At 74.4% G+C, this 23,214-nt stretch carries 20 protein-coding genes; 13 read left to right on the top strand and 7 right to left on the bottom strand.

The genetic code is table 11. The features are described from left to right. Window positions 1-15: 15 nt before the first annotated feature. From BLW63_RS14605 to BLW63_RS14640, 8 genes are read left to right on the top strand one after another with little or no spacing between them, the layout of a single operon-like run. Window positions 16-1,020, top strand: a complete 1,005-nt coding sequence (locus BLW63_RS14605) for a branched-chain amino acid ABC transporter permease (protein WP_091157997.1) — start codon at window positions 16-18, stop codon at window positions 1,018-1,020. After that, window positions 1,017-2,075: a branched-chain amino acid ABC transporter permease gene (locus BLW63_RS14610; RefSeq protein WP_091157696.1), complete on the top strand. Its 1,059-nt coding sequence runs from the start codon at window positions 1,017-1,019 to the stop codon at window positions 2,073-2,075. Before BLW63_RS14605 ends, BLW63_RS14610 begins: the two co-directional genes overlap by 4 nt. Next, on the top strand, window positions 2,072-2,806 hold the full coding sequence (locus BLW63_RS14615; protein ID WP_091157700.1) for an ABC transporter ATP-binding protein: 735 nt from the start codon (window positions 2,072-2,074) through the stop codon (window positions 2,804-2,806). Before BLW63_RS14610 ends, BLW63_RS14615 begins: the two co-directional genes overlap by 4 nt. Next, window positions 2,793-3,497, top strand: a complete 705-nt coding sequence (locus BLW63_RS14620; protein ID WP_091157704.1) for an ABC transporter ATP-binding protein — start codon at window positions 2,793-2,795, stop codon at window positions 3,495-3,497. The genes BLW63_RS14615 and BLW63_RS14620 overlap by 14 nt, the downstream gene beginning before the upstream one ends. A 7-nt stretch (window positions 3,498-3,504) precedes the next feature. Beyond that, on the top strand, window positions 3,505-4,869 hold the full coding sequence (locus tag BLW63_RS14625; RefSeq protein ID WP_091157707.1) for an MmgE/PrpD family protein: 1,365 nt from the start codon (window positions 3,505-3,507) through the stop codon (window positions 4,867-4,869). Window positions 4,870-4,891: 22 nt separating this feature from the next. Continuing rightward, window positions 4,892-5,533, top strand: a complete 642-nt coding sequence (locus BLW63_RS14630; RefSeq protein WP_091157710.1) for an aspartate/glutamate racemase family protein — start codon at window positions 4,892-4,894, stop codon at window positions 5,531-5,533. Then, the gene (locus BLW63_RS14635) at window positions 5,530-6,948 is read left to right on the top strand and encodes an FAD-dependent oxidoreductase (RefSeq protein ID WP_091157715.1); all 1,419 of its coding nucleotides are present in this window, start codon (window positions 5,530-5,532) and stop codon (window positions 6,946-6,948) included. Before BLW63_RS14630 ends, BLW63_RS14635 begins: the two co-directional genes overlap by 4 nt. Then, entirely contained in the window at window positions 6,945-8,420 is a 1,476-nt protein-coding gene (locus BLW63_RS14640; RefSeq protein WP_091157719.1) for a dihydroorotase, read from the top strand. The genes BLW63_RS14635 and BLW63_RS14640 overlap by 4 nt, the downstream gene beginning before the upstream one ends. Before the next feature lie 185 nt (window positions 8,421-8,605). Here BLW63_RS14640 and BLW63_RS14645 read toward each other — a convergent pair whose 3' ends face one another. From BLW63_RS14645 to BLW63_RS14665, 5 genes are all read right to left on the bottom strand, one after another. Then, a complete protein-coding gene (locus tag BLW63_RS14645) occupies window positions 8,606-10,393 on the bottom strand; it encodes an L-lactate permease (protein WP_091157722.1) in 1,788 nt (595 codons plus the stop codon). Window positions 10,394-10,517: 124 nt separating this feature from the next. After that, window positions 10,518-12,149 (bottom strand): (Fe-S)-binding protein, encoded by a 1,632-nt coding sequence (locus tag BLW63_RS14650; RefSeq protein ID WP_170856785.1) that lies wholly within the window; start codon window positions 12,147-12,149, stop codon window positions 10,518-10,520. Next, a complete protein-coding gene (locus BLW63_RS14655; RefSeq protein WP_091157725.1) occupies window positions 12,150-13,337 on the bottom strand; it encodes an FAD-binding oxidoreductase in 1,188 nt (395 codons plus the stop codon). A gap of 76 nt (window positions 13,338-13,413) precedes the next feature. Then, complete coding sequence (locus BLW63_RS14660) at window positions 13,414-14,901, bottom strand: FAD-linked oxidase C-terminal domain-containing protein (RefSeq protein ID WP_091157728.1); 1,488 nt, start codon at window positions 14,899-14,901, stop codon at window positions 13,414-13,416. Between the two features lie 40 nt (window positions 14,902-14,941). After that, entirely contained in the window at window positions 14,942-15,160 is a 219-nt protein-coding gene (locus BLW63_RS14665) for a hypothetical protein (RefSeq protein ID WP_091157733.1), read from the bottom strand. Between the two features lie 119 nt (window positions 15,161-15,279). On the opposite strand from BLW63_RS14665, the gene BLW63_RS14670 reads away from it, so the two are divergent. The 4 genes from BLW63_RS14670 (at window position 15,280) to BLW63_RS14685 (ending at window position 19,257) form a co-directional block, all read left to right on the top strand. Beyond that, complete coding sequence (locus BLW63_RS14670) at window positions 15,280-16,056, top strand: IclR family transcriptional regulator (protein WP_091157737.1); 777 nt, start codon at window positions 15,280-15,282, stop codon at window positions 16,054-16,056. Window positions 16,057-16,149: 93 nt separating this feature from the next. Further along, window positions 16,150-16,611: a MarR family winged helix-turn-helix transcriptional regulator gene (locus BLW63_RS14675; RefSeq protein WP_091157740.1), complete on the top strand. Its 462-nt coding sequence runs from the start codon at window positions 16,150-16,152 to the stop codon at window positions 16,609-16,611. Window positions 16,612-16,664: 53 nt separating this feature from the next. Then, window positions 16,665-18,272, top strand: a complete 1,608-nt coding sequence (locus BLW63_RS14680) for an MDR family MFS transporter (protein WP_091157744.1) — start codon at window positions 16,665-16,667, stop codon at window positions 18,270-18,272. A 58-nt stretch (window positions 18,273-18,330) separates the two neighbouring features. Continuing rightward, window positions 18,331-19,257, top strand: a complete 927-nt coding sequence (locus BLW63_RS14685; protein ID WP_091157748.1) for a diacylglycerol/lipid kinase family protein — start codon at window positions 18,331-18,333, stop codon at window positions 19,255-19,257. A gap of 114 nt (window positions 19,258-19,371) precedes the next feature. On the opposite strand, the gene BLW63_RS14690 is transcribed toward BLW63_RS14685, so the two are convergent. Together BLW63_RS14690 and BLW63_RS14695 are read right to left on the bottom strand one after the other, a co-directional pair. Further along, entirely contained in the window at window positions 19,372-19,809 is a 438-nt protein-coding gene (locus BLW63_RS14690; protein ID WP_091157752.1) for an OsmC family peroxiredoxin, read from the bottom strand. A 72-nt stretch (window positions 19,810-19,881) separates the two neighbouring features. Beyond that, window positions 19,882-20,325, bottom strand: a complete 444-nt coding sequence (locus BLW63_RS14695) for a MarR family winged helix-turn-helix transcriptional regulator (RefSeq protein WP_091157757.1) — start codon at window positions 20,323-20,325, stop codon at window positions 19,882-19,884. Window positions 20,326-20,528: 203 nt separating this feature from the next. On the opposite strand from BLW63_RS14695, the gene clpB reads away from it, so the two are divergent. Continuing rightward, window positions 20,529-23,114, top strand: a complete 2,586-nt coding sequence (clpB, locus tag BLW63_RS14700) for an ATP-dependent chaperone ClpB (RefSeq protein WP_091157761.1) — start codon at window positions 20,529-20,531, stop codon at window positions 23,112-23,114. Window positions 23,115-23,214: the final 100 nt, after the last annotated feature.

The following is a 23,214-nucleotide window of genomic DNA, read 5'->3' on the forward strand; positions in this document are numbered from 1 at the left end:
GAGGACGGGGGCGCCGTGACCGCCGCGGACCCGGCGACGGACACCCCCGTCGCCGCCACCGGAGGACGCGCGTGGTGGCGCGGCGCGGTGGGCCGCACCGCGCTGGTGCTCCTCCTGGCCGTCCTCGCCGTCGCCCTCGCCTACTGGCGCTCGGGCAGCGGGGTGGTCGTCAGCCAGGCCGTCGTCACGGGGATCCTCATCGGCGGCGTGTACGGGCTGGTCGCCATGGGGCTCACCCTCATCTTCGGCGTCCTCGACATCGTGAACTTCGCGCACGGCGCCTTCCTCGCCGTCGCCCTCTACGTCACCGTGGAGATGACGGGACGGTTCGGCGTCCACCCCTACCTGGCGCTGCTCGTCGCCGTGCCGGTGATGTTCCTGCTCGGGGCGGCGGTGCAGCGGGGCATCCTGTCCTTCTCGATCGGCCAGCCGCTGGAGAATCAGCTGCTGATCACGCTCGGCCTGGCCCTGCTGATCGACAACCTGCTCCTGCTGGTCTTCGGCCCCAACCCGCGGTCGGTCGCGCTGCCCGGCGACAGCGGCGTCGAGATCCTCGGCGCGGTCGCGACCGTCTCCCGCCTGCTGGCGTTCGGCGTGGCGCTGGTGCTCGCCGCCCTGCTCTACCTGCTGCTCCAGCGGACCCGGCTCGGCACCGCGATCCGTGCGGTGGCGGCCAACGACACCGGCGCGCAGCTGGTGGGCATCGACACCCGGCGGATCTACATGCTCACCTTCGCCATCGGGACCGCGTGCGCGGGAGCGGCGGGGGTCCTGGTCTCACCGCTGGTCACCATCGAGCCGACCACGGGCGAGCTGTTCAACATCATCGCCTTCGTCGTCGTCGTGCTCGGCGGGATGGGCAACGTCGTCGGTGCGCTCGTCGGTGGCCTGCTCATCGGGCTCACCGAGCAGCTCGGGGCGCTGTACCTGCCGGGCCAGAGCCCGCTGCTGGCGGTGTTCGTCGTCTTCGTCCTCGTCCTCTTCCTGCGTCCGCAGGGCCTGTTCGGGAGCAAGGCATGACCGCGACCGCCGAGCGGGAGGCCGCGGCGGCGCCCCTGCCCCGCCCCGCGTGGGGCCGGCACCTCGTCGCCGTCGCCGTCCTGGCCGTCGTCCTCGTGCCGCTGCCGCTGGTGCTGCCGGCCGCGCAGCAGTCGGTGGCCGTGCGCGTGCTGGTCTTCGCGATCCTGGCCATCGGCTGGAACGTGATGAGCGGCTTCGGCGGCATGTTCAGCTTCGGCCACGCCGCCTACTTCGGCCTCGGCGCCTACGTCAGCGTCTGGCTGCTGGTGGAGCGCGGCATCTCGCCGTGGATCGGGATGCTGGTCGGGATGGTCGTGGCGGGGGCCTTCGCCGCGCTCATCGGCTTCCTGGCGCTGCGCTACCGGCTCAAGGGCGCCTACTTCGCGCTGGCGACCTTCGCCTTCGCCGAGATGCTCCGGCTGATCGCCATCAACAGCGACCTGGTCAACCGGGCGGTGGGCTACAACGTGCCGCTGCGGTCGGAGCCCTCCTGGGCGTACATGCAGTTCGAGCCCGGCTCGGCGAACTACTTCTGGATCGCCCTGGCCCTGACGGTGGTCGCGCTGGTCGTCACCATCCTCTTCCTGCGCTCGCGGCAGGGGCGGTTCACCGTCGCGGTCCGGGACGACGAGGACGCCGCCGCGGCCCTGGGCATCCCGGTGATGCGCACCAAGCTGATCACCATCGCGCTGTCCGGCGCGATCACGTCGGTGGCCGGGACGTTCTACGTCCAGTACTACTTCTTCGTCGACCCCGACGTCGCCTTCGGCAACAGCGTCTCGATCCAGGCGATCCTGCCGGCGGTCATCGGGGGCGTGGCGACGATCTGGGGTCCCGTCATCGGCGCCGCGGTCCTCGGTCCGCTCAACGACGTCACCGCCACGGTGCTCCGCAACCCACCGCCGGCGCTGGACTTCCTGCAGGGCCGGGCCGGGCTGGACGTCGTCCTCTACGCCCTGCTGCTGATCCTCATCGTGCTGCTGCTGCCCCAGGGGGTCTACGGCGCGATCCGCGACCGGGTCCAGCGACGACGTGCGGGGAGGCGACCGGCATGACGCTGCTCGAGGTCGAGTCCGTCAGCAAGTCCTTCCGGGGGCTGCGGGCGGTGGACGACGTCTCGTTCACCGTCGAGGAGGGCAGCATCCTCGGCATCATCGGGCCCAACGGCGCCGGCAAGACGACGCTGTTCAACCTGGTGGCCGGCGCGCTGCCCCCCGACACCGGGTCGGTGCGCCTGGCCGGGACCGACGTCACCGGGGCCAAGCCGCACCGGATCTCCCACGCGGGCATGGCCCGCACCTTCCAGCTGATGAAGCCGTTCGGGAGCCTCAGCGTCCTGGAGAACGTGGCGGTCGCCCGGATGGCCGCGGGGGCCTCGCGGCGCCGCGCCCCGGCGGAGGCGGCCGACGTCGTCGACCGGGTGGGGCTCACGCGCTGGCGCGACGCGCGCAGCGAGGGCCTGCCCACCGCCGGGCTCAAGCGGCTCGAGCTGGCCCGTGCGCTCGCCAGCCGGCCGCGGGTGCTGCTGCTCGACGAGGTGCTGGCCGGGCTGGTGCCCGCCGAGCGCACCCCGGTCATGGAGCTGCTGGAGACCCTGCGCCGCGACGACGGGATCACGCTCGTGTTCGTCGAGCACATCATGGCCGCGGTCATGCGGCTGTCGGACTCGGTGCTCGTGCTCGACCAGGGCCGGGTGCTCACCTCGGGCGAACCGCACCAGGTGACCCAGGACCCCCGGGTGATCGAGGCCTACCTCGGAGAGGAGCCGACCGTTGCTGGTCCTTGACGGCCTGTGCGCCGGGTACCACGGGTTGCAGATCCTGCACGAGCTGGACCTGCGGGTCGACGCCGGCGAGATCGTGGCCCTCGTCGGTGCCAACGGGGCGGGGAAGACGACGACCCTGCGTGCCGTCTCCGGGCTCATCCGCTCCAGTAGTGGCTCGATCACCTTCGACGGACGGCGCGCCGACGGCGTGCGCACCGCCGAGCTGGTCGCCCGCGGTCTGGTCCAGGTGCCCGAGGAGCGTGCCCTGTTCGGGCCGCTCACCGTGGAGGAGAACCTCCGGATGGGCTCCTGGACGCAGCGGCGCGGCGGGAACGAGGAGGCCGCCCTGGCCGAGGTCTTCGACCTCTTCCCGATCCTCGCCGAGCGGCGGCGCCAGGCGGCGGAGACGTTCAGCGGCGGTCAGCAGCAGATGCTGGCCATCGGCCGCGCCCTCATGGCCCGCCCCAAGCTGCTCATGCTCGACGAGCCCTCCACCGGCCTGTCGCCGAAGCTGACCTGGGCCGTGCTCGACGCGGTGCGCACCATCCGCGACCGCGGCGTGGCCGTCCTGCTCGTCGAGCAGAACGCCGCGCAGGCGCTGCGGATGGCCGACCGGGCCTACGTCCTGGAGAGCGGCAGCTGCGCGCTGTCCGGCCCCGGTCCGGAGCTGGCCGACGACGACCGCGTGCGCGCCGCGTACCTGGGGCTGTGAGCGGCCGATGAGCGCCGACGGCGACCGGGACGACGCCCAGCGCGCGGCCCGCGAGGCGACCGAGGCGCTCGGCGCCTGGGCCGCCGGCCTGCGCTGGGACGACGTGCCGGCCGACGCCCGGGAGCGACTGCAGCTGGTCCTCCTGGACTCCCTCGGCGTCACAGCGCTCGGTGCCCGCCAGCCCGAGCAGGCTGCCCTCGTGGCCGCCTGGCGCCCGGCCCCCGGCCCGGCTCCCTTGGTCGGCGGCAGGCGGACGACGACCGTGGAGGCCGCCGCCTGGCTCAACGCCACCGCCCTGGTCCGCCTCGAGCTCGACGAGGGGCACAAGTACGCCCGCGGGCACCCCGGCGCGCACGGGCTGCCCGCGGTCCTGGCGCTGGCCGCCGACCTGGGCGCCGACGGCGCCGACACCGCGGCCGCGCTGCTGGTGGCCTACGAGGTGGCCGCCCGCTTCGGCCGGGCGACCACGCTGCGGGCCGGGGCGCATCCGCACGGCAGCTGGGGCGTCGCCGGCGGCGCGGCCGGCTGCGCCCGGCTGCTGGGCCTCTCCGCCGGGCAGGTGGCCGCCGCCGTCGACACCGGCGCCGGGCTGCCGGTCGCCGGCGCGTTCGCCTCCGCGCTCGACGGCAACCCGGTGCGCGACGCGTGGCTGGGCGCGGCCAACCTCTCCGGGCTGGCGGCGGCGCGGATGGCCGCCGCCGGGCTCGCCCGCACCACCGGCACCGCGGCCGGCTCGCTGGGCGGGCTGCTCGGCACCTTCGACGCCGCCGAGCTGACCGCCGACCTGGGCACGCGCTGGGACGTCCGGCACGGCTACTTCAAGCGCCACGCCTCCTGCTCGTTCACCCACCCGGTCGCCGACGCCGTGCTCGACCTGCGCCCGGACCTGCCGGCCGACCCCGACCAGGTCGAGGAGGTCGTGGTCGAGACCCACTCGCTCGGGTCGGGCCTGGCCCGCACCTCCTGGGACTCCCGGCTCGGGGCGCTGTTCAGCACCCCGTTCGTCGTCGCCGCCGCCGTCGTCCACGGGTCGGTCGGCCCGGGCGTCTCGGCCGAGCCGGCGCGCGACGACCCGCGGCTGACCCGGCTCGCGCAGCGGGTGCGGGTGCGGACCGCGGCCGACCTCGACGCCCGGCTCCCGGCCGAGCGCGCCGCCCGGGTCGTCGTCCGGGCCGCCGGCCGCGAGCACGTGCGGGAGGTGCCCAACCCGGTCGGGGACGCCGACCACCACCCGCTCGGCGAGGCCGAGGTGCTCGACCTGCTGTCCGGCTGGCTCGACGACGACGCCACCGTGGCCGCGGTCCGCACCGTCGCCGCCGGACTGCCGGCCGCCGCCGACGCGGGCGCCCTGCTGCGCGAGCTGGCCCGATGACCGCCCACCCCTGGAGCCCCCGGTGCTGATCCACGCCGTCACCCCCATCCACGTCCCACCCGACGAGCTGGCCCGCCGGCAGGCCCGCTACGACGCGCTCTCGCCGGCCGGCCTGCGGGTCCGCCTGGTCGACATCGGCGAGCAGGCCCCTCGGGCCCTGGACACCGCGCAGCAGGTGCACGACAGCGAGGGCCTGGTCACCGAGGCGCTGCGGCAGGCGCCCGACGACGCCGACGCGCTGATGCCCGACTGCGTCCTCGACCCCGGGGTGGCCGCCCTCTCCGGCCGGGTGGGCCGCCCGGTGTTCGGGCTGCTGCGCACCAGCCTCGGCTGGAGCCGCGCAGCCGGGCGCTCGGCCGGCGCCGTGACCCGCAACCAGGCCATCGCCGACGAGCTGTGCCGGCAGGTCGCCGCGCACGGCCTGGACTCCTCCTTCACCGGGGTCCAGGTGCTCGACCTCGACGTCGACGCCATCCACCAGGCCGATCGCTGGGCCGCCGCCCTCCGTGACGTGGTCGACCGCAGCGCCCGCGCCGGCGCCGGCGACCTGGTCAACGGCTGCAGCGCGGTCGACCTCCCCGCGGAGGCGGCCGGCTGGCCGGTGCGGGTGGTCGACCCGACGGCGCTGACCCTGCGCCTGGTCGCGGCGGGGGAGGCGGCGTGAGCGCGGAGGGTCCCGACCTCGTCGTCGCCGGCGCGGGCGGCGGCCTGGTCGGCGCGCTCCGGGCCGCGCAGCTCGGCCTCGACGTGCTCGTCGTCGAGGCCAGCGAGCACTACCGGCGCGGCAACAACACCTCGATGTCCACCGCGATGATCCCCGGCGCCGGGTCGCGGTTCCAGCGCGCGGCCGGGATCGAGGACTCCCCGGAGCTCTTCCTCGCCGACGTGATGCGCAAGACCAAGGGGCAGGCCGACGAGCGGCTGGCGCGGGCACTGACCGGGCACAGCGCCCGGCTGGTCGAGTGGCTGGCCGACGACCTCGAGCTGCCGCTCGACGTCGTCACCGACTTCCACTACCCCGGGCACAGCGTCGACCGCTGCCACACCATCGAGGGCCGGCACGGCACCGTGCTGCTCGACCACCTGGTCGGCCGGGTGCAGGCCGAGGAGCGGATCGACGTCCTGGTCCCGGCGCGGCTGGTCGACGTGCGGGTCGGGGACGACGGCGCGGTCCGCGCGGCCGTCCTCCAGACGCCGGACGGCGCCACCGAGGAGGTCCCGACGCCGGCGGTGCTGCTGGCCACCAACGGCTACGGCGCCGACCGCGACATGGTGGCCCGGCACCTGCCCGAGATCGCCGCGGCCGCCTACCACGGCAGCGAGGCCTCGCGAGGCGACGCCCTGCGGATCGGCGACCGGCTGGGCGCGGCCAGCGGCTACCTCGACGCCTACCAGGGGCACGGCGCGCTGGCGGCGCGCTCGGCCACCCTCGTCGGCTGGGCGACGGTCATGCACGGCGCGGTGATCGTCAACCGCGACGGCCGGCGCTTCGGCGACGAGACCACCGGCTACTCCGAGTACGCCGCGGTCATCGCCGGGCAGCCGGACGCCACCGGCTGGATCGTGCTGGACCGGCGGATCCACGACGCCTGCCTGCCCTTCACCGACTTCCGGCAGACCGTCGAGAGCAACGCCCTCGTCTGGGCCGACGACGTCGAGGGGCTGGCGGCGGCCACCGGCCTGCCGGCCGGCCCGCTGGCCGAGGAGCTGGCCGAGACCGCCGCCCACGCGCGGGGAGAGGGCCGGGACCGCTTCGGCCGGGGGGCCTTCGAGGCCGAGCTGACCCCGCCGCTCGCCGCCGTCCGCGTCGTCCCGGCGCTGTTCCACACCCAGGGCGGCCTGATCGTCGACGAGCACGCGCGGGTCACCCGCCCCGACGGGTCGCTGGTCCGCGGGCTCTACGCCTCCGGCGGCGCGGCCGCCGGCATCTCCGGCCACGGCGCCGCCGGCTACCTGGCCGGCAACGGCCTGCTGCCCGCCCTGGGCCTGGCGCACCTCGCCGCCGAACACGTGGCCGCCGACCACGCGGCGGGCGCGACGGCGCGCCCGGCCGCTCCCGAGGAGGAAGGAACTCCATGACCCGCCTGCAGACGCTGCTGAAGAACGTCACCGTCGTCCGCCCCGACGTCCCCGGGGCCGACGACGGGGAGGAGCTGGACCTCGGGATCAGCGACGGCCGCTTCGTGCGGGTGGAGCGCGACATCCCCGCCGAGGACGCCGAGGTCGTCGTCGACGGCCGCGGCCGGCTGGCCTTCCCCGGCGTGGTCGACGCCCACCAGCACTGGGGCATCTACAACCCGCTGGAGGAGGACACCGAGACCGAGAGCCGGGCCAGCGCCCAGGGCGGTGTCACGACCGGGCTGACCTACATGCGGACCGGCCAGTACTACCTCCACCGCGGCGGCCCCTACCGCGACTTCTTCCCGCAGGTGCTCGCCGCCTCCGAGGGGCGCTCCTACGTCGACTACGCCTTCCACCTGGCGCCGATGTCCCGGGAGCACATCGGCGAGATCCCGGCGCTGATCCAGGACTTCGGGGTCACCTCGTTCAAGATCTTCATGTTCTACGGCGGGCACGGCCTGCACGGCGCCTCGAGCGACCAGAGCTCGTTCCTGATGATCCCGCCGGACGAGCGCTACGACCTCGCCCACTTCGAGTTCGTCATGCGCGGGGTGCAGGCGGCGCGCGAGCAGCTGCCCGACCTCGCGCCGCACGTCTCGCTGTCGCTGCACTGCGAGACCGCCGAGATCATGACCGCCTACACGAAGCTGGTGCAGGAGGAGGGCGCGCTGAAGGGCCTGGCCGCCTACAGCGCCTCCCGGCCGCCGCACTCGGAGGGCCTCGCGGTCACCATCGCCTCGTTCCTGGCCGACGAGACCGGGCTGCCGAGCATCAACCTGCTGCACCTGTCCTCCCGCAAGGCGCTGACCGCGGCGCTGCGCATGGCGCAGGTGTTCCCGCACGTGGACTTCCGTCGCGAGGTCACGATCGGCCACCTGCTGGCCGACATCGACACCGCGCAGGGGCTGGGCGGCAAGGTCAACCCGCCGCTGCGGCCGCGCGAGGACGTCGAGGCGCTGTGGGAGCACCTCCTGGCCGGCGACGTCGACTGGGTGGTCAGCGACCACGCCTGCTGCAAGGACGAGAAGAAGTTCGGCGACCCGCGCGACGACGTCTTCGCCGCCAAGTCCGGCTTCGGCGGCGCGGAGTACCTGCTGCCGGGCCTGGTGAGCGAGGGCCGCCGGCGCGGGCTCTCCCTCCGCCGGATCGCCGAGCTCACCTCGTGGAACCCGGCGCAGCGGTACGGGCTCCCCGCCAAGGGCACGATCGGCGTCGGGTACGACGCCGACCTCTGCCTGGTCGACCCCTCGGCGACCTGGACCGTGCACGCCGACCAGTCGGAGTCCACGCAGGAGTACACGCCGTTCGAGGGCTTCGAGCTGGGCGCGAGGGTGACCGACACCTGGGTGCGCGGCCACCGCGTGCTCGAGGACGGCGTCGTCACCGGGGCGCCCGTCGGGCGCTACCTGCACCGCCCGGGCAACCGCTGAAGAGGACCCCGTCCTCCCCGCCCTTCGCAGGCTCAGGGGCGGGGCCCGGGACGGGGCGGTTCCAGCACGTCACCGGGCTCGCGGCGGGGCCCTGCGGAGGAGCCGTTCCGGGCTGCCTACCGCACAAGACGGCGCCCCCCGTACCCGGCCGGGTACGGGGGGCGCCGTCTTGTGGGCGGGTCAGGTCACGACCCCGGGACCATCCAGCCGAGCACCGGAGAGGCCTGCAGGACCACGATCAGGCACATGAGCAGCAGGAGCAGGATGCTCCAGCCGAACACCTTCCGGAACAGCTCGCCCTCCCGGCCGGCCATGCCGACCGCGGCGGCCGCGATGGCCAGGTTCTGCGGGCTGACCATCTTCCCCATGACGCCGCCGGAGGAGTTGGCCGCGGCCAGCAGCACCGGGTCGAGGCCGGCGTTGGTCGCCGCCTGCACCTGCAGCGCGCCGAACAACGCGTTGGCGGAGGTGTCCGATCCGGTCACCGCGACGCCGATCCAGCCCAGGATGGGGGAGAGGAAGGCGAAGAAGCCGCCGGTCTCGGCCAGCAGCCGGCCGAGGTGGCCGGTCATGCCGGACTGGTTGAGCACGTAGGCCAGCGCGAGCACCGCCATGACGGTGACGATGGCCCACTTGAGCTCGCGATAGGTGTCGATGTAGGCCTTCAGCGCCCGTCCCGGCGAGACGCGCAGCACCAGCATGGTGAGGATGCCGGCCAAGATCATCAAGGTACCGGCGGTGGGCAGCCAGCCGAAGCTGAAGGTCGTCGACGCCAGCTCCTCGGTCGAGCCGGCCGCGAACACGTTGAGGCCCGGCCACGGGAAGCTGAGGGTCCACGGCGCCTGGGCCAGTGCCGCCTTCACCGGGCCCAGGTTGGCCAGGGCGAAGACCACGATGATGATCCCGTACGGCGCATACGCCCTGACGACCTCCGAACGGTTGTCGTCGACCGCGGGCCGGTCCCCGCCGCCGACGGCGGGGGCGTGCGGGTCGCGCGGGCGCTGGTCACCGGGAGCGTCGCCGAGCTCCTCACCGGCGGTCGCGCCGACGCCGCCGCGGCCGCGGGAGCCGGACCCGGCGGCCACGGTGCCGGGTCCGGTGCCGCCACCGGCCAGGGTGGCCGCGGTGACCGGCTCGTAGGCGGCCTTGCGCATGCGGACGACGGCGACGACGGCGGCCGCGGACACGAGCGCGGCGATGATGTCGGTCAGCGGCACCGAGATGTAGTTCGCGGCGATGAACTGGGCGACCCCGAAGGAGACGCCGGCAACGACCGCCTCCAGCCACGTGTCCTTGACCCCGCGCTTGCCGTCGACGACGAGGACCAGCACCAGCGGCACGAACGCGGCCAGGATCGGCGTCTGCCGGCCGGCCATGGCGCCGAGGGTGTCCACGGTGAGCCGGGCGTCGTCGCTGACGCCGGAGGTCACCGTGGCGAGCGTGACGATCGGCGTGGCCAGGGCGCCGAAGGCGACCGGTGCGGTGTTGGCGATGAGGGCCACCGCGGCGGCCTTGATCGGCTGGAAGCCCAGCGTCATGAGCATGACGACGCTGATCGCGACCGGCGTCCCGAAGCCGGCCAGCGCCTCGAGGAGGGCGCCGAAGCAGAAGGCGACGATGATCGCCTGCACCCGCAGGTCGGGGCTGACCTTCTCGAACGAGCGGCGCAGGACGTCGAAGTGCCCGGTGGCGACCGTGAGGTTGTAGACCCAGATCGCGTTGATGACGACCCACAGGATCGGGAAGAACCCGAAGGCCGCGCCCTCCGTCGCCGACAGGACCGCCTGCCCGACCGGCATGCGGAACGCCACGATGGCGAGGACCAGAGCGACGGCCAGGGAGATGAGCCCGGCCATCCAGGCCTTGACTCGCAGCGCCCCGAGCAGCACGAACAGCGTGACCAGTGGTATCGCCGCCACCAGGGCGCTCAGTGCGAGTGACCCACCGACGGGGTCGACGACCTGCTCGAACAACGGGGCTCCTTCCCTCGGCGGCGAGGCGCGAGGCTGGGTGGGAGACGTGCGGCGGCTCAGTGTGGGGCAGCGCCGGCCCCCCCGCTGCGAGCTCGCGAGCAGCGGGGGGCAGGGGGCTCCTTTTTCACCCGTCCGTGGCGGCGGGCCGGGCCAGGGCGGTGCCGGGGCCGTTGAGCGCCCGGTCGAGCAGCTCCTCGACGGGCACCCCGCGGATCGAGGCGTCCAGCACCTGGACGGTGTGCGCGACGGGCATCCGCTTCCCCATCCGGGCCAGCGTCGTCGCCACCTGCATCCAGCAGCCGGGGTTTGCGGTCACCATCAGGTCCGCGCCGGTGGCGAGGACGGCGGCCGCCTTGCGCTCGCCGAGCTCCCGGGCCGGTTCCGGCTGCAGCATGTTGTAGGTGCCGGCGCTGCCGCAGCACAGCTCGGCCTCCGTGAGCTGCTTGAGCTCGATGCCCGGGATCCCGCGCAGCACCTTCCGCGGCTCCTCGCGGATGCCCTGCGCGTGGGCCAGGTGGCACGCGTCCTGGTAGGCCACGGTCATGGGCAGCGGGTGCCGCTCGGCGACCGGGCCGATCTCGACGATGAACTCGCTGATGTCCCGGGCCTTCTTCGCGAGCGCCTCGGCGCGCTCGGCCCACTCCGGCTCGTCGCGCAGCTGGTGGCCGTACTCCTTGACGTTCGAGCCACAGCCGGCGGCGTTGAGGATGACGTAGTCGACGCCGGCCCGCTCGAAGGTCTCGATCGTCCGCTTGGCGAAGCCGAGGGCCTGCTCCTCCCGTCCGCCGTGGCCGGGCAGGGCCCCGCAGCAGTCCTGGCCCCGCGGCACGATGACGTCGCAGCCCTCGGCGGCGAGCACCCGCACGGTCGCGGCGTTGACGTCGGGGAAGAACGTCCCCTGCACGCAGCCGGCGAGCAGCCCGACGACCGCCCGCCGCTGCCCCACGGCCGGCGTCCGCTCGGGGACGCGCTCGACCGGGCCGAGCTTGGGCGCCAGCGACTCCATGGCCATCAGCGGGCCCGGCAGCTTGCTCATCAGTCCGGTGCGGGTCAGCAGGCTGCCGAGCCGACTGGCCTGGTAGGCGCGCAGCGGCCCGCGCAGCGCGCGCAGCCGCTTCGGGTAGGGGAACAGGTTGTAGATGAGGTCGCGGTAGAGCTTCTCGGCCCGCGACCGCTGGTAGCGCCGCTCGATCTGCGGGCGGGTGGCCTCGATGAGCTTGTCGTACTGCACGCCGGACGGGCACGCGGTGACGCAGGCCATGCAGCCCAGGCACTGGTCGAAGTGCCGCACCATCGAGTCGTCGAGCGGCTCGCCCTCCAGCGCCTCCTTCATGAGGTAGATGCGCCCGCGGGGGCTGTCCATCTCCTCGCCCCACAGCACGTACGTGGGGCAGGTCGGCAGGCAGAACCCGCAGTGCACGCAGTCGCCGATGAGCGCCGGGTCCGGCGGGTGGTGCTCGTCGAACGCCGGCTGCACCGCCTGCCGGGTCGTGGGTGTGCCCAGCAGGGTCGGGGTGCCCACGGTGGCGGCCCCCGTGCCGGCGGGCAGGTCGATGTCCTGGCCGATGTCGAGCGGGCGGCGCGCCCCGACGACCGCGGCCGGTGCCTCGTCGGCCCCCCGGACGGCACCCGTGGGCTCGCCGGGCGGCAGGTCGGCGACCGAGTCGCGCACCGGGCCGACGTTGGGGGAGGCCCCCGGGGACCCGGGCGGTGGCGCGTCGCCCTGGCCGTGGCTGCCCGGCGTGATCTCCGTCATCTACAACCCTCCGACGAACCGGCCCGGCGACATCCGCCGCTCGGGGTCGAACCTCTCCTTGACCCGCCGCATCAGGTCCAGCGAGTCGCCGACCGGACCCCAGTGGTCCAAGGCGTCCCGGACGGCGTCCGGGGCCCGCAGGACCACCGCGCTCCCGTCGTGCGGGGCCAGCGCGGTCCGCAGCCGGGGCAGCGCGTCGACCGCCTGCCCGGCCGGGACCGCCGCGTAGGACACCCCCGTGGCGGCGTGCGCGGTCACCGCCGTACCGGTCGGGAGCGCGTCCAGCACCGCAGCGAGCGACGCCGGCGCGTAGGCCAGCCGCAGCAGGACGTCGTCCGCACCGCCGGGGTGCCGGCCGAGGTCGTCGGGCAGGTCCTCGGACTCCTCGCCGCCGCCCAGCAGGTCGACGGCCGCCCCGGCCTGCCCGGCCACCGACTCGGCGATCGACTCGAACAGCACGACCAGCCGGGCGGTGCCGTCGGCCCCGGCGATCAGTTCGACGGCCGACGGGGTGAGCGTCGAGCGGGCCAGCGCCACGGACAGCGGCCCGGCGGCCGCGGCGTCCGGGAGCTCGAGGGTGACCACCCGGCGCGCGGGCGGCACCGGGTGCAGCCGCCAGGTGGTCGAGGCGACGACGCCGAGCGTGCCATGGGCCCCGGTGAACAGCTTGCCGAGGTCGTACCCGGCGACGTTCTTGACGACCTTGCCGCCGGCGTGCGCCACGGTGCCGTCGGCGAGGACGACGGTGATGCCGATGAGCAGGTCGCGGGTGGTGCCGTACCGCAGCCGGCGCGGCCCCGACGCGTTGGCGCTCACCAGGCCGCCCAGCGTGGCGCCCTCCTCGGGCGGGTCCAGGGCGAGCAGCTGACCGGCCCGGCCGACCTGCTCCTGCAGGTCGGCCAGCCGCACCCCCGCCTCGGCCACGACGGTGAGGTCGCCCGCCACGTGCTCGACGACCCGGTCGAGGCCGGTGAGGTCGAGCAGGAGGTCGCAGGACTCCGGTGGCCGCGCCCACGTCAGCTTGCTCCGCCCGCCGACCGGGACGACGGTCCGCCCGTCGGCCGCCGCGGCCCGCAGCACCACGGCGACCTGGTCTATCGTGTCCGGCTGGACCACCTCGCGGGGGACGACGCCGCCGACCGCGTCGTCGGGGCCCCCGGGCCGGCGGGTGTCGGTGGCAGCGGTCACGAGTCCTCCTCGCTGGCGCTCGTCGGCCGCGTGCCCGACGGTGCCCTATTCATCGGTGAGCTCGCACGCTCGCTCACTAGAACACCTCGCCCAGACCGGCGGCCTGCACCGGGTGCTCGCCCTTCCGGACGCCGGGCCGCTCGCCGCACAGCCGCGGGGTCGGGAAGACTTTGCCCGGGTTGGCGATGCCGTCGGGGTCGAAGGCGCACCGCAGCAGCTGCATGGTGTCGAGGTCCTCGGGCGTGAACTGCTTGGCCATCTTCATGCGCTTCTCGCTGCCCACCCCGTGCTCGCCGGTGATGGAGCCGCCGGAGGTGACGCAGAGCTCGAGGATGTCGCCGGCCAGCTCCTCGGCCTCGTGGGCCTGGCCCTCCACCGCGTCGTCGAAGAGCACCAACGGGTGCAGGTTGCCGTCGCCGGCGTGGAAGACGTTGGCGACGCGCAGCCCCTTCTCGTCGGCCATCCGCTTCATCTCGGCCAGCACCTCGGGCAGCTTGGTACGGGGGATGACGCCGTCCTGCACGAAGTAGCTCGGGCTGATCCGGCCGACCGCCGCGAACGCCGACTTGCGGCCCTTCCACATCAGCGCCCGCTCCGCGTCGTCGGCCGCGATGCGGGTCTCGAAGGCGTTGCGGGCCCGGGCGATCTCCTCGACCTGCTTGAACTGGGCCTCGACCTCGACCTGCGGGCCGTCGAGCTCGATGACCAGCACCGCCACCGCGCCCGCGGGGTAGCCGCAGCTCACCGCGGCCTCGGCGGCCTCGATGGCCAGCGCGTCCATCATCTCGACGGCGGCCGGCAGGATCCCGGCGGCGATGATGTCGCTGACCGTGCCGGCGGCGTCCTCGACCGAGGAGTAGCCGACCAGCATGGTCTGCACCGCCTCCGGCACCCGGATCAGCCGCAGGGTCAGCTCGGTGGCCACACCCAGGGTCCCCTCGCTGCCGATGAAGGCGCCCAGCAGGTCGTAGCCCGGGTGCTCGGGAGCGCGCCCGCCGAGGTGCACGACCTCGCCGTCGGGCAGCACCACCTCGGCGCCGAGGACGTGGTTGACCGTGAAGCCGTACTTGAGGCAGTGGGCGCCGCCGGCGTTCTCGGCCACGTTGCCGCCGATCGAGCAGACCAGCTGGGACGACGGGTCGGGTGCGTAAGCTAGGTCGTGCGGCGCCGCGTCGCGGGTGACCCACAGGTTGATGACCCCGGGCTCGACGGTGACCTGGCGGTTGTCCGCGTCGACCGGGAACAGCTTCCGCAGCCGCGACAGCACCAGCAGCACGCCGTCGGCACTCGGGAGCGCGCCGCCGGACAGGCCGGTGCCCGAGCCGCGCGCCACGAAGGGGACGCCGGCCTCGGCGCACAGCCGGACGGTGTCGACGACGTGCTGCCGGCTCTCGGCCAGCACCACGATCGCCGGGGTGACCTTGAAGTTGGCCAGCCCGTCGCACTCGTAGGTGCGCACCTGGGTGCGGTCGGTCAGCACCCGCTCGACGCCGACCGCGCTGCGGAGCCGTTCGGCCAGCGCGGCGGTGCGGTCGGAGACTACCGGTTCGGCGATGGCGGTCATGGGGTCCTCAGGGCATTCGCTCGATGGGTCGGCAGGCCGGTCACGGCATGCGCTCGTAGGCCGGCAGGGTCAGGAAGTCGCTGTACTCGTCCGACACGGCCATCTCCAGGAACAGCGCGCGGGCGTCGTCCCAGCGGCCGGCGGCGAAGGCTCGCCGCGGGCCCGGGAGATGCCTGCCATGGTGGTCATGGTTCTCCCTGGAGTCGCTGTGCAGCGGCGCCGGCCGATTCCGCAGAGCGGTGGGTCGGAGTACCGTCATTCCGCATCGCGGAACGCGGTGTCTGGTTACTGGAAAAGTAGTGGGGTGGGTCACCCGGGTCAACTCGAGTGCGCCGCCGTCCGGAACCCGACCGGTCGGAACGGAGGGAGCGGGCGGGGATGGGCGCTGCGAGGTCGGCGGACGGCGTGCAGTCGCTGGACCGCGCCTTCCAGCTGCTCGAGCTCATGGCCGACGCCGACGGCGAGGTGGCGATCAGCCGGCTGGCCGCCGACAGCGGCCTGGCCGTGTCGACCATCCACCGGCTGGTGCGGACGCTCGTGACGCGGGGGTACGTGCGACAGCTGCCCTCGCGGCGCTACGTGCTCGGGCCCCGGCTGATCCACCTGGGGGAGTGCTCGTCGCGCGTGCTGGCCACGTGGGCCCAGCCGCACCTCTCCCGGCTCGTCGACACCATCGGCGAGACCGCGAACATGGCGATGCTCGACGGCGACCGGGTGGTCTACGCCGCCCAGGTGCCCTCCCGGCACTCCATGCGGATGTTCACCGAGGTCGGGCGGCGGGTGCACCTGCACTGCACCGGCGTGGGCAAGGTGCTGCTGGCGCAGATGCCGCCCGAGCGGGCGCGCCGGCTGCTGGCCCAGGGCGGCATGCCGGCCCGGACCGACCGCACCGTGACCGATCCCGACGAGCTGCTGGCCCAGTTGCCGGCCATCGTCACCCAGGGCTACGCCGTCGACGACGGCGAGCAGGAGGCCGGCGTCCGCTGCGTGGCGGTCCCCGTGCCCGGCGGCCTCGCGGCCGGCGCGATCTCGGTCTCCGGCCCGGCCGGTCGGCTCGCGCTGGACTCGGTGCCCCGCGTGGTGCCGCTGTTGCAGTCCGAGGCCGCCGCGCTGGCCACCGAGCTCGGGCGGGACGGCGACCGGCTCGACTCCTGAGGGTGGCCGCTCTCACGGGCTGACAAGTTGCCTAGAGCAACCAACCGATCCTATGGTTGCAGCACGCAAACAATCCCTGTCGAGGACGGCGACGTGCTCATCTCCCCGCAGACCCTCGACCGGCTCGCCTCCGGCCTGGCCCGGGTCGTCCGCAGCGGCCGTCACCTGAGCGTGCGTGCCGCGGACTCCCTCGACGGCGACCTGCCCTCCTCCGGCGGGGCGCTGCTCGTACCCCTGGAGCAGGACGGCGAGCAGCGCTGCAGCGCCCTCGCCGCGCGGGCCGGCGTCGACGTCTCGGTCGCCAGCCGGCGGCTTGCGGCACTCGAGCGCTCCGGCTGCGTCCGGCGCCGCCCCGACCCGCAGAACGGTCGGGCGAGCCTCGTGCAGCTCACCGACGAGGGGGCCCGGGCCCTGGCCTTCACCCGCGCCCGGTGGGCCGGCACCGCGCTGGCCGACTGGGACGAGGACGACGCCCGGTTGCTGTCGGGGCTCCTGGAGCGGCCGGCGACCGGGCTGGACCGGGCGCCCACCGCCGTCCCCGCCGCCGTCCCGTGAGCCCCGGCCGGCTCGCACCGCCGCTTGCCCGCACCCGCCAGCCCAGGAGAACCGTGGCCACCACCACCCGGGACGACCGCACCGCGGCCGTCACCACCCCGGCGCCCGCCGACGCCACCCCCGGCGCCCTCGCTCCCGCCGAGCAGCAGGGGAGGATGACCCACCAGCAGATCCTCTCGGCGCTGTCCGGGATGTTGCTGGCGATGTTCGTGGCGTTCCTGTCCTCGACCGTCGTCTCGAACGCCCTCCCGACGATCATCACCGAGCTGCGCGGCACGCAGGGCCAGTACACGTGGGTGGTCACCGCGACGCTGCTGGCCTCGACCGCCTCGACGCCGATCTGGGGCAAGCTCGCCGACCTCTACAGCAAGAAGCTGCTGATCCAGGTCTCGATCGTGGTCTTCGTCGTCGGCTCGATGCTGGCCGGCCTGGCGCAGTCGGTGGAGACGCTGATCGCCTGGCGGGTGCTGCAGGGCCTCGGCCTCGGCGGCATCCAGGCGCTCGTGCAGATCGCGATGGCGGCGATGATCAGCCCCCGGGAGCGGGGCCGGTACTCCGGTCTCATCGGCGCGGTCATGGCGGCGGCCACGGTGGGCGGGCCGCTCGTCGGCGGCCTGCTCGTCGACACCAGCTGGCTGGGCTGGCGCTGGTGCTTCTACGTCGGCGTGCCGTTCGCCGTCGTCGCGCTGGTGCTGCTGCAGCGCACGCTGCACCTGCCGGTGACCCGGCGCGCCGTCCGCATCGACTACCTGGGGGCGGCCTTCCTGGCCGCCGGCGTCTCGGCGCTGCTCATCTGGGTCACCCTGGCCGGCGACACCTTCGCCTGGGCGTCGGCCGAGACGGCGCTGTTCGTCGGGGGCGGGCTGCTGGCCGTGGCCGCGTTCGTCGTCACCGAGCTGCGCGCCGCCGAGCCGGTCGTCCCGCTGCGGCTGTTCCGCGACCGGACGACGACGCTGGCGGTCCTGGCCAGCATCGCGATCGGTGTGGCGATGTTCGGCTCGTCGGTCTTCCTGGGCCAGTACCTGCAGATTTCGCGCGGCTACTCGCCGACCGCGGCCGGCCTGCTGACCCTGCCGATGGTCGGCGGGCTGCTGCTGTCGTCGACCGTGTCGGGCATCCTGATCACCCGCTCCGGCCGGTGGAAGGGCTACCTGGTCGCGGGCTCGCTGCTCGTCGTCCTGGGCTTCGCGCTGCTCGGCACGGTCGACCACGAGACGGACATGGTGCTGCTGAGCGCCTTCCTGTTCGTGCTCGGCGTGGGCATCGGCATGACGATGCAGAACCTCGTCCTGGCCGTGCAGAACACCGTCGCCGCCCGCGACCTCGGCGCGGCCAGCTCGGCGGTCGCGTTCTTCCGCAGCCTGGGCGGCACCATCGGCGTCGCCGTCCTCGGCGCGGTGCTCGACTCGCGCGTCGGCGAACTCGTCGCGCAGGGCCTGGCCGGCGTGCCGGGCGCCGGTGGGGCCGGGCTGGCCGACCTGGCGGAGGCGCCGCCCGCGGTGCGGGCGCTGATCGCGGCCGCCTACGGGGACGCGACCGGGCGGGTCTTCGCGGTCTCGGCCGTGGTGGCCGCGATCGCCGTGGTGGCCGTCGTCCTCATCCGCGAGGTGGCGCTGCGGACCGAGAGCGGCGACGAGCGGCTGCGCGCCGAGTCCCACTGAGGGGTGACGCCCTGCTCGGCCGGGCGGCGCTGAGGGGGCCGCGGGCTACGGTGCGGCGGTGAGCGGGACACCTCGGCTGCTGCTGGTCGTCAACCGGGCCGCCGGCTCGGCGGGCGACGGCGAGGTCGAGGTCGCGCTGCGGACGCTGCGCGCCGCGGCCGACGTCGCGGTGGTCGCCACCGGGTCGCCGGCCGAGCTGGACGACGCCCTCGCCGGCCGGGACGGTCGCCGCGTCGTGGTGCTGGGCGGTGACGGGTCGGTGCACGCCGTGGCGCGGGCTCTGGACCGCGTCGGTGCGCTGGACGCCGCCGAGCCGGTGGGCGTCATCGCCCGGGGCACGGGCAACGACCTGGCGCGGACCCTGGGCCTGCCGCTGGAGCCGGACGCGGGGGCGGCCGCCGTCCTCGCCGGGCGACCGCGGCCGCTGGACCTCCTCGAGGACGACGTCGGCGGCCTGGTGGTCAACGCGGTGCACGCCGGGGTCGGCGCCCGGGCCGGCGCACAGGCCGACCGGCTCAAGGAGCGGCTGGGCGTGGTCGCCTACCCGGTGGGTGCGGCGCTGGCCGGGGTGAGCAGCGCGGGCTGGCCGCTGCGGGTCGAGGTCGACGGGCGCGTCGCGACCCACCCGGGGGAGGGCTGGGCGGCCGACGGCACGCGCGAGGTCCTGATGCTGGGCGTCTGCACGGGCCGGTCGATCGGCGGCGGGACGCCGCTGGCCCCGGGCGCCGAGCCCGACGACGGGCTGGCCGACGTGGTGGTCTCGGTCGCGACCGGCCCGGTCGCCCGCGCCGCCTTCGCCACGGCGCTGACGGCCGGCGAGCACGTCGACCGGCCCGACGTCCTGGTGCTGCGCGGCCGCCGGGTGGTGGTCACCGGGGGCCCGGTCGACCTCGACGCGGACGGCGAGGTCGAGGAGGGCGTCCCCGCCCGGACCTGGCGGGTGCGGCGGCACGGCTGGTCGGTGCTCGTGCCGCCGTCCCGGTGACCAACGGGAACGGCCTCCAGGGGCCCGCTGGCCCCCTGCAGGGTCCCGCCGCGCGGCCTGCGAGCAGTGGGGGGCGGGGGGTCTCCTCCCACGAGGGATGGGGAGGAGGCCCTCCTACTCGAGGGCGGCGTCCAGGCTGATCTCGTCGACGCCGGCCAGCGCCTTGCTCACCGGGCAGCCGGCCTTGGCCGCCTGCGCGGCCTGCTCGAACCCGGCGGCGTCGAGGCCCTCGACCTCGCCGCGGACGGTGATCGCGATCTTCGTGATGTGCGGCCCGCCGTCCTTCTGGCCGAGCGTGACGTCGGCCGAGACCTCGAGGGACTGCGGGGTGCCGCCGGCCTTGGCGATCTCGCTGGACAGCGCCATCGCGAAGCACGACGAGTGCGCCGCCGCGATGAGCTCCTCCGGGCTGGTCGTGCCGTCGGCTTCCTCGGCCGCGCGCTTCGGGAACGACACCTCGTAGGTGCCGACCTTCGAGCTGGACAGCTCGACCTGTCCCGAGCCCTCCTGCAGGGTGCCGTTCCAGGCGGTGCGGGCGGTACGGGTGGGCATGGGTCCTCCTCGTCGGACGGGGTGTGTCGCGGGTTCGCTACCCCGGTCCGTCGTGGACAACCGGACTGTGGCTCAGTTGGTGGTGACGCGCTCCGCGACCAGGTTCAGCTTGGCCTTGAGGTCGGCGAACTCCGCGCGGTCGAGGTCCAGCGCGCAGATGATCTCCTCGGAGATCGCGTCGGCCTTGTCGCGCAGCGCCCGGCCGGCGTCGGTCAGCGAGATGGCGACCGAGCGCTCGTCCTCCACGCGACGGTGCCGGCTGACCAGGCCGGCGGTCGTGAGCCGCTTGAGCAGCGGGGAGAGGGTGCCGCTGTCCAGCGAGAGGCGGGACCCCAGCTGGCCGACGGTCTGGTTGTCCTCCTCCCACAGCAGCATCATCACCAGGTACTGGGGATACGTGAGTCCGATGGCGTCGAGCAGCGGACGGTACCGCGCGGTCATCGCCCGCGAGGCGGCGTAGAGCGCGAAGCACAACTGGTCCTCGAGGACTGCGCTCGGAGCCGGTAGACGCGTCATTCTCCGATTCTAGGGCCCCCGTGCGGGGCGGTACCGGGGCTTGCGCCCGGACGTGCACCACAGTGGTGGCGCGGCACCTTCCCCCGGCGGCTGGACGAGGTCAGGTTGAGTGGAACAGACTCAACCCTGTCGTCGTTGGACCTCGCGAGGACGACACCCGGCCGGAACGCCGGCCCCACCCGAGAGGACCGACCCCACAGACCATGCAGAGCAAGCTGACCACCCGCTCGCAGGAGGCGATCACGGCCGCCCAGCGGCTGGCGGTCGACCGCGGCCAGGCCGCGCTCGAGCCCCTGCACCTGCTCGCCGCGCTGCTCGAGCAGACCGACGGCATCGCCGGCCCGCTGCTCAAGGCCGTGGGAGCCGACGTCACCGACGTCCGGGCCAAGACCGAGGCCGCGATGCGGCGGATGCCGAGCGTGAGCGGCGCGACCGTGCCCGCCCCCTCCCCGTCACGTGAGCTGCTCCGTGTGCTGAACGCCGCCGGGGAGCAGGCCAGCGCGCTGGGTGACGAGTTCGTGTCCACCGAGCACCTGCTGGTCGGCCTGGCCAGCGCCGACGGCGAGTCGGCGGCTGTGCTCACCAGCGCCGGCGCGACCCGCGACGCGCTGCTGGCGGCCTTCCGCACCGTGCGGGGCAACCGGAAGGTGACCACCGCCGACCCCGAGGCCACCTTCCAGGCGCTGCAGAAGTACGCCGTCGACCTGACCGAGCGCGCCCGCGAGGGCAAGATCGACCCGGTCGTCGGCCGGGACACCGAGATCCGCCGCGTCGTCCAGGTGCTGTCCCGCCGCACCAAGAACAACCCGGTGCTGATCGGCGAGCCCGGCGTCGGCAAGACGGCGATCGTCGAGGGCCTGGCCCAGCGCATCGTGGCCGGCGACGTCCCCGAGAGCCTCAAGGGCAAGCGGCTCATGGCGCTCGACCTGGCCAGCATGGTCGCCGGCGCCAAGTACCGCGGTGAGTTCGAGGAGCGGCTCAAGGCCGTCCTGCAGGAGATCGCCGAGTCCGAGGGCGAGGTCGTCACCTTCATCGACGAGCTGCACACCATCGTCGGCGCCGGTGCCACCGGCGACTCGGCCATGGACGCCGGCAACATGATCAAGCCGATGCTGGCCCGCGGCGAGCTGCGGATGGTCGGCGCGACCACCCTCGACGAGTACCGCGAGCACATCGAGAAGGACCCGGCGCTCGAGCGCCGCTTCCAGCAGGTCTTCGTCGGCGAGCCCTCGGTCGAGGACACGATCGGCATCCTGCGCGGCCTCAAGGAGCGCTACGAGGTCCACCACGGCGTCCGGATCACCGACGCGGCCATCGTCGCCGCCGCCACGCTGTCGGACCGATACGTCACCGCCCGGTTCCTGCCGGACAAGGCGATCGACCTGGTCGACGAGGCGGCCAGCCGGCTGCGGATGGAGATCGACAGCCGGCCGGTCGAGGTCGACGAGGTCGAGCGCGCCGTCCGCCGGCTGGAGATCGAGGAGATGGCGCTGGCCAAGGAGGACGACCCCTCCTCGGTCGAGCGGCTGGCCGCGCTGCGCGCGGACCTGGCCGACAAGCGCCAGCAGCTCGACGAGCTGACCGCCCGCTGGCAGCAGGACAAGAGCGCGATCGTCCGCATCCAGCAGATCAAGGAGGAGCTGGAGCGGGTGCGCCAGGAGGCCGAGCGCTTCGAGCGCGACGGCGAGCTCGCCCGTGTGGCCGAGCTCCGCTACGGCCGGATCCCGCAGCTGGAGAAGGCGCTCGCCGACGCCGAGGCCTCGGTCGAGACCGGGGACTCCATGCTCAAGGAGGAGGTCGGCCCCGACGACATCGCCGAGGTCGTCCAGGCCTGGACCGGGATCCCCGCCGGGCGGCTGCTCGAGGGGGAGACCCAGAAGCTGCTGCGGATGGAGGACGAGCTCGGCCGGCGCGTCGTCGGCCAGCCCGACGCCGTGCGGGCGGTGTCCGACGCCGTCCGCCGCGCGCGCTCCGGGGTGGCCGACCCGAACCGGCCGACGGGGTCGTTCCTCTTCCTCGGCCCGACCGGCGTCGGCAAGACCGAGCTGGCGAAGGCGCTGGCGGAGTTCCTGTTCGACGACGAGCGGGCGATGGTCCGCATCGACATGAGCGAGTACTCCGAGAAGCATTCGGTGGCCCGCCTGGTCGGCGCGCCGCCCGGCTACGTCGGCTACGAGTCCGGCGGCCAGCTCACCGAGGCGGTGCGGCGGAGGCCCTACACCGTCGTGCTGTTCGACGAGGTGGAGAAGGCCCACCAGGACGTGTTCGACGTCCTGCTGCAGGTGCTGGACGACGGCCGGCTGACCGACGGCCAGGGCCGGACGGTGGACTTCCGGAACACCATCCTGATCCTGACGTCGAACCTCGGCTCGCACCTGATCGCCGACCAGTCGATCCCGGAGGAGCGTCGCCGCCAGGCGGTCATGGACGTGGTCCGGCAGCACTTCAAGCCGGAGTTCCTCAACCGGCTGGACGACGTCGTGGTGTTCCACGCCCTGGGCAGCGAGGAGCTGGCCGGCATCGTCGACATCCAGGTCGGCGTCCTCGCCCGCCGGCTGGCCGCCCGCCGGCTGACGCTGCAGGTCACCGACGCCGCCCGCGAGTGGCTGGCGCTCAACGGGTTCGACCCGGTGTACGGCGCCCGCCCGCTGCGCCGGCTGGTGCAGTCGGCGATCGGCGACCAGCTGGCCAGGGCGCTGCTGGCCGGCGAGATCCGGGACGGCGACGAGGTCGTCGTCGACGCGCCGGAGGACCTCGCCGAGGCGGGCCTGAGCGTCCGCCGCGGCTGAAGGGGGACCACCCTTTCCCCACGCCTCGCAGGCTCGGCGCGGGTCCCTGGAGGGTGGCCGTTCCCGTGCGTCACCGGGCCCGCCGTCCCACCCGGGACGG

Source organism: Geodermatophilus africanus, from assembly GCF_900107105.1.
Lineage (GTDB): Bacteria > Actinomycetota > Actinomycetes > Mycobacteriales > Geodermatophilaceae > Geodermatophilus > Geodermatophilus africanus.